The sequence below is a fragment of the Moraxella sp. CTOTU47915 genome (assembly GCF_031986685.1).
In the GTDB taxonomy this organism is placed as follows: Bacteria; Pseudomonadota; Gammaproteobacteria; order Pseudomonadales; family Moraxellaceae; genus Faucicola; species Faucicola tetraodonis.
In genome coordinates, this window is the sequence record NZ_DAMAAE010000028.1 from 1 (window position 1) to 9,023 (window position 9,023).

Genomic DNA, 9,023 nt, shown 5'->3' on the forward strand with positions numbered 1-9,023 from the left:
GTGCCATAGTATCTTCAGGGCGAATCCCAGCACTAAATAGAATCAAATCGGTATCAAGCAAGCTACCATCAGCAAATTGCATGGTTAAAAAACTAGCATCATCGTCATGGTTATCGATGATTTGCTGAGTATTTTTACCGGTTAGTACCGTAACGCCCAAGTCTTCGATTTTTTTCTTCAGTAGCTCACCACCTGCGGCATCTAGCTGTACGCCCATAAGTTGGGGTGCAAACTCGACTACATACGTGGTTAAACCCAGTGTTACCAAGGCTTTGGCGGCTTCTAATCCCAGTAAGCCACCGCCAACCACTACACCACGTTGAACACGTGGATTGTCCGCAGTTGCTAAAATCGCATCTAAGTCTTCAATAGTTCGATAGACATGACAGTGTGCATGTTGGTTGCCTTTGACAGGAGGAACAAAAGGATAAGAGCCAGTGGCGAGTACCAATTTATCAAACTCAAGCGTATTGCCTTTGGTCGTTGTTACGATTTTACTTTGCGCATCAATGTGGTTAACCGCTTCGCCTAAATGCAAGGTAATCCCAGCTTGCTTATAGTGCGCCAAATCCACTAAATTAAGCTGACTGGCGTCTTTGTGTTCAAAGTAACTGGATAAATAGACACGGTCATATGCTGGGCGTTTTTCTGCACTAAATACATGAATTTGATAAATTTGGTGCAAGTTTTTTTCAATCGCTTTTTCGATAAAGTGATGACCGACCATACCGTTACCGATGACGATAAGATTTTTCATGCTTTGTCCTTGATTTAACGCTGGTTTATTCTTCATAAAGCCATCATGATATTAAATGGCTATAGATTAAAATTTTGGAAATAGTGAATTAGAAGTTAGTTGCTTTCGATTTAGCAGTCCCTTAAAAGCAATCTTGCGAAATGCTTCTAAGGGATTTATTAGGGGTAATTACATTCTTAAAAATGGTGATAAAAACTATGCAATGCGTTTGGTTAAGCTTTTATTCACTGTAGTATTATCCATGGCAACTAAACTACGTTTTGCACCTGTTTTATAGTGAGTTGCATAAAGGGTTAAGCCAGTAAAGGTAATGCCACCAACTAAGTTACCAAGTGCTGTTGGGATTTCATTCCAAACTAAGTAGTCCATGATAGAGAAGTTACCGCCCATAATTAAACCAAAGGGGAATAAAAACATATTTACCACTGAATGCTCAAACCCCATAAAGAAGAACAACATAATAGGCATCCACATGGCAATAACTTTACCAGAAACACTACTTGATACCATGGCACCAACTACGCCCATTGAGACCATCCAGTTACATAAGACCCCACGTAGGAAAATAGTAAACCAACCTGAGATACCATATTTAGCATAGCCAAGAGTTCGAGCTTCACCAATGTGGGCAATCTTGTCACCTACAGGTCCAGCAGGTGTATTGAAGCCATAGGTAAAAACAAAAGCCATAATAACTGCGACAGTGAGTGCGCCTGCAAAGTTACCCAAGAATACCCAGCCCCAGTTTCGAAGAATTTTATTGAACGTGACGCCTGGACGTTTATCAAGTAGGGCTAGAGGAGTTAACATAAATACGCCCGTTAAGAGATCGAAACCCATTAAATACAACATGCAGAAACCGACTGGAAATAATAACGCTCCTAATAGAGGTACCCCTGTTTGTGTGGCTACTGTGACGGCAAATACTGCTGCCAATGCTAAAATAGCACCAGCCATGTAAGATCGAATCAATGTATCGCGTAAAGACATGGTTAGTTTTGATTCACCCGAATCAACCATTTTAGTGACAAACTCTTTTGGGGATAGATAAGACATACCAAAACTCCAACATAACTGAGAAAAATAGAATTCACTAAACTCACTTTGCAATCATTAATTAATAATTACAAAACAGTGGATGCAACTGGTGTGCCAAATTAAAATTTATAGCTAGAATATTTATTAAATAATTAATTAAAATATTGAATTACAAGTAAATATATTTTTTTAATATTTTCATAAAATTTATATGAAATGATTAATTTAAAGATTAATATTTAGAATTATTACTTGATTTTTTAAAATATAATCAATCCAATCTTGTGCATCCATATCTTTTTGGTGCAACTTATCAATGATGTTTCATCAAATTTTCAATAATTTCCCCATAACTTTTCTGTAGTTTAGAATTACGGCATTTAGAACGTAAAGTCATTTGGCATGGCTTTTGCTTAACTAAATTTGAAGACTTTTTCTTCATAAATCGCTTATACAGTTAAATGACATAAATTGCTTTACCTAATTTAGCAGGAGACTATGATGATTAAAAATCGCCTAGAAGTAACAGAAAAAATTATTGCAACCAAAGTTTCTAAAGGTCTGACCTGGGAAAAAGTTGCTAAAGAAGTGGGACTTAGCAAAGAATGGGTTACTGCCGCTTGCTTAGGTCAAATGACTTTAAATGATGAACAAGCAAATAAAGTAGGTGGCTTATTTAATTTAAATGAAAATGAAATAAAGTGGTTAAAGGTTGTGCCTTATAAAGGTAGCTTGCCAACAGCGGTGCCTTCTGATCCATTGATTTACCGCTTATATGAAGTAATCAGTGTGTATGGCTTAACCATAAAAGAGTTAATTCATGAAGAATTTGGCGATGGTATTATGAGTGCGATTGATTTTTCAATGGATATTCAACGTGAAAACAATCCTGCAGGAGACCGCGTCAATATCATGTTATCAGGAAAGTTTTTACCTTATAAAACCTTTTAAATGTTTTTATACAGGGGTCATCTGAGAATTCGGACCATATAAGGCGGTAAGGAATTTTGTCGAGTATTATACCATTATAAATTAGCGTGATAATGGGGCTAATCTATGGAAAAAAAGTGTTTTCCATAGTATTTTTTATTTTCTTAATCTTCTGCCTGTTTATTGGCTTTCTGCTATCTACTAAAACCAATAAAATCAAATTGCGTAAATTTATGATTAAAAGGGTGAACCGTCCTGCTTTTAGCGGAGACGGGTTTACTTGAGTCAGGCTATGCTGCCTGACTCAAGACTTTATGTCGCCGATAAAACAAGGGCGGTTCATCCGTATATTCTAGTGAAACTGAATTAGATGCCATTATAACCTCGTCGAAAAAAATATTGAATAAATCAACAAAATAAATTACTGACTGGATAATTATTTAATGATATAATTTTGGCAAATACGTTGATAGAAGTCAAGATGGTAATTAAATAATGAAACAGCGAGCTACCACAGAGTTTGAAAAAACCCAGCGTCGTGAAAAATTATTAGATGCTGCGATCGAAATTTTTTTTCAAAAAGGATTTCATGCGACACGTTTAGAAGATATTGCTAAACAGGCGGGTTTGTCGAAAGGTATCTTATATCTGTATTTTGAGAATAAAGAAGCCATATTTTTAGCATTAATCGAACGATTGGCATTAGGTAATGTTCAAAAGCTCACTCAACTTTTAAATAATTTTGATAAGACAGAGCAATCGATTGAAAAAATCTTTAAAGGTTTTTTTGATGAAATAACCTACATACTAGTCGATACCCAATTACCTAAATTAATTAAAATTATGATAGGTGATAGTCAAAATTTTCCTATCATTGTCGAACATTATAAGCAAAATGTCATAAATGTCGCCTTGTCTCAATTGGCATTATTTTTGGAAAAAGTCCATCAAAAGAAATTACTCAATGTGCCTGAGCCAATGCTCACTGCGCAACTTATTATAGCACCCTTTATTTTAAGCGTATTAATGCAAGTATTGTTTTTCGGTGAAGATAAACAAGCAGATAGAGCAAGAATTCAAGCCTTATTGCAGGTCCACCAAAAGATATTAATGAATTATCTGACAGCGACTCAATAAAGCAGATGCCATTGATAAAAATTTAGCAAGCTAAATATAACGGTTTAGGGCATTTTATTATTTTTTTAAGGCAAGTTTACTTTTCACGACTTGTGCCTATCAGTACCTTTTAAAATCCTACGATGATTAAGGGGCGTAGTCTCTCAATGCAAAAATTCCTACCTAATGCGACGCTGATGCTGATGGCTATCTCTTTAGTAGGCTGTGAACAAATCAGTCATTTTTTTAACACTAATAACAATTCGACAGCACATAGTACTGTTGGCTATATTGAAGGCGATTATCGCTATTTAGCGGCACCTCGTAGTGGGTGGTTAAAGTCTGTCACCGTCAATCTTGGTGATGCAATCCATCAAGGTCAATTGGTATTTAAATATCGTAGTGATAGCGAGCAGTTTGCTGTCAACCAAGCTGATGCCCAACTACAATCTCAAATTGCTCAAAGTCAAAATCTCACTACCGGTGCCAGACCTGAAGAAATCGCCAGTCTACAAGCTCAGCTTAAATCTGCGCAAGCTCAATTATTGCTTGCTAAACAAACGCTCGAGCGATATCAAATGCTGCAACGCTCAGATGCAGTGGCACAAGTCCAAGTGGATGAAATGGTGGCTCAAGTTAAAACAGCACAAGCATCCGTTGATAGTATTCAAGCACAAATTCGGGCAGCTAATTTACCCGCTAGAAAGCAGACACTGACAGCATCGATCGCTACCAGTAAAGCTGCCAAAGCGGTGTTAGAAAAAGCCCAATATGATTTAAGTCAACTGAATGTGGACAGCGAATTGGCTGGCGAAGTTAGCCAAGTATATTATCATACAGGTGAATACGTGACTCAGGGTCAACCAATTGTCCAACTTCTGCCCAAGTCCAGTCGCAAAATTATCTTTTATATACCCCAAGATAAATTATCAACGCTAAAAGTTGGACAGGTAGTGAAGCTACAGTCCATTGCAAGTCAACAACCCCTGTTAAACGCTAGCATTCGCTATATAAGTCCACAAGCGAGTTATACCCCTCCTGTTATCTACAGCAATGAAAACGCTGACAAACTCACTTTTCGAGTTGAGGGAGTGTTAAATACAGCCGATAATATGCCCAATTTGCAAGTAGGGCAGCCTGTACAAGTCATCCTCGAATAAAAATGAAGGATATAAATCTTATGGCACCCTCTACCTATTCAGCTTCTAATAGCAAGATAGAGCCTTTATCAATGATTAACCAAGCCCAAGGGTTAGCGATTGATGTCAAAAATTTATGTAAAAAATTTGGCAATAAAGTGGCTGTCGACAATGTCTCAATTGCACAGCCTGCGGGATCAGTGTGGGGATTTTTAGGACCCAATGGCTCTGGTAAAACCACAACCATACGTATGCTATGTGGGTTATTAGAACCAACCTCAGGAGAAGGGAGCTGTCTAGGTTTTGACGTGGTCAAGCAATCTCGTGAAATCAAAAACTTAACAGGCTATATGACCCAGAAATTTAGTTTTTGGGAAGATTTAACGATTAAAGAGAATTTGGATTTTGTGGCAAGGTTGTATGAAATGCCTAATCGCAGAAAAATTGTAGAAAAAACCTTAATTGATCTAGGATTGGAAAAACGCCAGCATCAACTGGCAGGTAGTTTATCAGGTGGTTGGAAGCAGAGGCTGGCATTGGCAGCAGTAACCATGCATGAGCCCAAGCTGTTATTACTCGATGAGCCTACTGCAGGCGTTGACCCACAAGCTCGGCGTGACTTTTGGCAGCAAATCCATCGTTTAAGTGAACAAGGACTGACAGTATTGGTATCGACCCATTATATGGATGAGGCAGAACGCTGCGATCATATTGTCTATTTGGCATACGGTAAGCTCATTACACAAGGTACCGTCAATGAGATTATCCAGCAGTCGGGTTTGATTGCATTTGAAACACAGAGTAACCCTACCCTCGAAATACAGCAAACTCAGTCTAAAGGTACGACAGAAAATACTATTCGAAGTTTGCTATCAGACATTCAAGCACTGCCTAGTATCGAAGAAGCTAGTTTCTATGCCGATAAAATCAAAGTCAGTGGGCATGATAGGCAAGCCATGGAACAAGACTTTGTCATATTCAATCAAACCTTGCAATCTCGAGGGCAACCTATTATTTATTGGCAAACCATAACACCAACTCTCGAAGATGCGTTTATTGCCTTAGAGAAGCAAACAGGTGGGGATAATCGCTAATGACTTATTATTTGGGTAGTCCGAATAGACTGTCAATTAGTCGAATTCAGGCCATTTTAATCAAAGAGTTGATTCAAATGAAGCGTGACAGGCTCACCTTTGCGATGCTGTTAATGATACCGATTATGCAGCTTGTACTATTTGGATTCGTTATTAACAACCATCCTAAACATCTACCAACCGCTATATATTTACAAGAAAATACCGAGATCACCCGTAGTATTATAAGTAATATGGCTCAGTCAGATTATTTTGATATTGTAAATGATGTCAATACCTTAAACGCTTATCGGGGTGACACCCCTTTGCAAGACACTAGGAGTTTATTACAATCAGGAAGAGTAAATTTTGTTTTAACTATTCCCTCAGGATTTAGCAAAGCTTGGGTAAGAGGTGAAAAACCCAGTTTGTTGTTGGAAGCTGATGCGACTGACCCTGCTGCTGCCGCAATGGCGGTAGCTCAAATCAAGCCAATTGTCGATAGAACCCTAGCGGATATCCAAATAGGTTCGTTGGATTATTTGAAACCAAAACCTAGTTCTATTACTACACTTGTGCATAATAAGTATAACCCTGAAGGTATCAGTCAATTTAATATTGTACCAGGCCTGTTGGGAGTGATTTTGACCATGACTATGGTCATGATTACTAGCATCGCCATGACTCGTGAGGCTGAAAGAGGGACGATGGAAAATTTACTAGCAATGCCCAGTAAGCCGCTTGAAGTGATGATTGGTAAGATCACACCTTATGTACTCATGGGTCTAGTGCAAACGATGATTATTTTACTCGCAAGTAATATGTTATTTCATTTGCCATTCGTTGGTTCTGGCTCCACATTTGGGTTAGGCGTAGGGTTATTCATATTGGCAAATTTAGCAATAGGGTTTACCTTCAGCACAATTGCAAAATCTCAAATGCAAGCAATGCAGCTCACATTCTTCTTTTTTTTACCTTCGATGTTGTTGTCTGGTTTTATGTTCCCATTTCAGGGGATGCCTAAATGGGCACAATATTTAGGTGAAATCCTACCCTTAACGCATTTTTTACGTATTGTTCGAGGGATTATGCTAAAAGGCACATCATTAAGTTTATTATCCAATGAGTTTTTAGCCTTACTTGCCATACTAATTATTGTAGGTATTATTGCAATGCTACGTTATCGACAGACTTTAGATTGACCTCTGCTGTCAAGAACGGAGAAAAACATTTGGTAGATTTTATCAGGCAGCCTGACGGTAAAAGTCTTGGCATACATGAAATACTTGAGCAGGTGACTTAAATCCCAAGCCTTTTGTATCCGTTGACGATTATAAAAAATCTCAATATATCAAACCACATCTTTAATAGCTTCATCACGAGTTTCATAGACTTTGTGATAAATCAGCTCATTCTTTAACTGCCCCCAGAAACTCTCCATCGGTGCATTATCATAGCATGAACGAGGAATAGCAGAGCACTGCTTTGCCCGAGTGCAAGGCGAAGGCTATGCCTGAGTACCTTTTCGACTCATAGAACCCGCAAAGCCATGTTTTTCAATAATTTGGCGGTACTGATAACTGCAATATTGAATACCTCTATCAGAATGCACGATTAAGCCCCGAGCAGGACGCTTGTACTTAATCGCATTATTCAGAGCCTCACAAACCAAATTGGCGGTCATGCGTTTATTTAGGGCATAGCCCACAATCTCTTTGCTATACAGGTCTTTGACCGCCGCCAAGTAAACCCAGCCTTCATTGGTCCAAATATAGGTGATGTAGCTGATCCATGCTACATTAGGGGCTGTCACATCAAATTGCTGTTCTAGCAATTTTGGATAAACAGGCTTGTTATGGTTCGAGTCGGTGGTGACTTTGATAATTGTTCTGAAACTGGAAAAGTTTGGGTGTGAGTTTTTCCGTCTCCCCCTGCAACTGGACCAGTTTGTTCTAGTAGATTTGGGCATATTACCTTTTCACATAATGATTTCAAAAATTTTTCAAATGTTAATTCTTGACTCCTAGTATTTAGAGTATTCAGATAATATTCAAGATGAACCCTATCAAGTTGATTCAGTATTATTTCTTTTGAAGTGGAAAAGAGTTTAGGATGTCTTATTTTTAAAAATTCTTTTGCACTACCTGACATACGCACTCTCCTAATTTATATTTTTATTAACTTAATGAACTCATTATTTATACCATGATTATATCAAGAAGCTTATTTATCTCTATAATTTCATCAACTCTAATCCAGCTTTTTTTAGTTCTCCCTTAGCTGTCACATAGTGATAAAGCGTACTACTGGGAATATCGCCCAGTTCTTTACAAATCGCTGGAATACTTTTGGTTTGGTCAGCCATCAGATGCTGGGCATAGCGAAGTTTCTCAGCCGTCATGATTCTGGGCCTGCCACCTTTACGTCCCCGAGCCCGAGCCGCAGCAATCCCCTCTTTCACTCGCTGACGAATAATATTGCGTTCCATCTCCGCAAAAGCGGCTTGAATTTGTAAAAACGCTCGACCTGCAGGGGTGGTTGTATCCATAGGTGAATTAATGGCTTTAAAGCCAATGTCTTTTTCAGCCAGTTCATCAATCAGCTTTATAAGGTCACTGGCTAACCGCCCTAACCTATCCAAATCTAAAACAACGAGTACATCGCCCTTTCTTAAATAGTTGAGACAATCATCCAAACCCTTACGTTGGGAATTACTGCCCGATGCCTTGTCCTCAAAAATCCGCTCACAGCCAATTTCTTTTAAGGCATCAACTTGACGATCGAGTAACTGCTTCCCTTCAGAAGTTGACACTCGGGCATAACCAATTAAACTCATGGTAAAATTCTCACGATAAAAGATAATTACCCCATCTTATCATAATTAGATTTATTTGGCTTTATCGTGAAATAAATATAATAAATAAGCGCCAAATTAGCGCTTATTTATAAAATCACGAAAAACAATAGGTT

9 protein-coding genes and 1 pseudogene are annotated in these 9,023 nt (G+C 38.3%); 5 read left to right on the top strand and 5 right to left on the bottom strand.

What is annotated here, in order from left to right; genetic code table 11:
* Positions 1–757: FAD-dependent oxidoreductase (locus RTL34_RS11310; RefSeq protein ID WP_312116994.1), on the bottom strand; the 757-nt coding region annotated here is incomplete at its 3' end.
* 195 nt (positions 758–952) lie between these two features.
* A complete protein-coding gene (locus tag RTL34_RS11315) occupies positions 953–1,813 on the bottom strand; it encodes a formate/nitrite transporter family protein (RefSeq protein WP_312116996.1) in 861 nt (286 codons plus the stop codon).
* 483 nt (positions 1,814–2,296) lie between these two features.
* Here RTL34_RS11315 and cynS point away from each other — a divergent pair, with 483 nt between their 5' ends.
* The 5 genes from cynS to RTL34_RS11340 all read left to right on the top strand — a co-directional run bounded on the left by cynS (position 2,297) and on the right by RTL34_RS11340 (position 7,255).
* Positions 2,297–2,746: a cyanase gene (cynS, locus tag RTL34_RS11320; RefSeq protein ID WP_312116998.1), complete on the top strand. Its 450-nt coding sequence runs from the start codon at positions 2,297–2,299 to the stop codon at positions 2,744–2,746.
* A gap of 474 nt (positions 2,747–3,220) precedes the next feature.
* Positions 3,221–3,862, top strand: coding sequence for a TetR/AcrR family transcriptional regulator (locus tag RTL34_RS11325; protein ID WP_312117000.1), 642 nt, complete (start codon positions 3,221–3,223; stop codon positions 3,860–3,862).
* A 146-nt stretch (positions 3,863–4,008) separates the two neighbouring features.
* Positions 4,009–5,001, top strand: coding sequence for an HlyD family secretion protein (locus tag RTL34_RS11330; RefSeq protein WP_312117002.1), 993 nt, complete (start codon positions 4,009–4,011; stop codon positions 4,999–5,001).
* Positions 5,002–5,021: 20 nt separating this feature from the next.
* Entirely contained in the window at positions 5,022–6,074 is a 1,053-nt protein-coding gene (locus RTL34_RS11335) for an ABC transporter ATP-binding protein (protein WP_312117004.1), read from the top strand.
* Positions 6,074–7,255: an ABC transporter permease gene (locus RTL34_RS11340; protein ID WP_076775726.1), complete on the top strand. Its 1,182-nt coding sequence runs from the start codon at positions 6,074–6,076 to the stop codon at positions 7,253–7,255. The genes RTL34_RS11335 and RTL34_RS11340 overlap by 1 nt, the downstream gene beginning before the upstream one ends.
* A gap of 42 nt (positions 7,256–7,297) precedes the next feature.
* Here RTL34_RS11340 and RTL34_RS11345 read toward each other — a convergent pair.
* The 3 genes and pseudogenes from RTL34_RS11345 to RTL34_RS11355 form a co-directional block, all read right to left on the bottom strand.
* A pseudogene (locus RTL34_RS11345) lies at positions 7,298–7,935 on the bottom strand (IS3 family transposase); the annotation flags it as partial.
* The gene (locus RTL34_RS11350) at positions 7,881–8,204 is read right to left on the bottom strand and encodes a hypothetical protein (protein ID WP_312117008.1); all 324 of its coding nucleotides are present in this window, start codon (positions 8,202–8,204) and stop codon (positions 7,881–7,883) included. The gene RTL34_RS11350 and the pseudogene RTL34_RS11345, both read right to left, overlap by 55 nt.
* 82 nt (positions 8,205–8,286) lie before the next feature.
* Complete coding sequence (locus tag RTL34_RS11355) at positions 8,287–8,889, bottom strand: recombinase family protein (protein WP_312117006.1); 603 nt, start codon at positions 8,887–8,889, stop codon at positions 8,287–8,289.
* Positions 8,890–9,023: the final 134 nt, after the last annotated feature.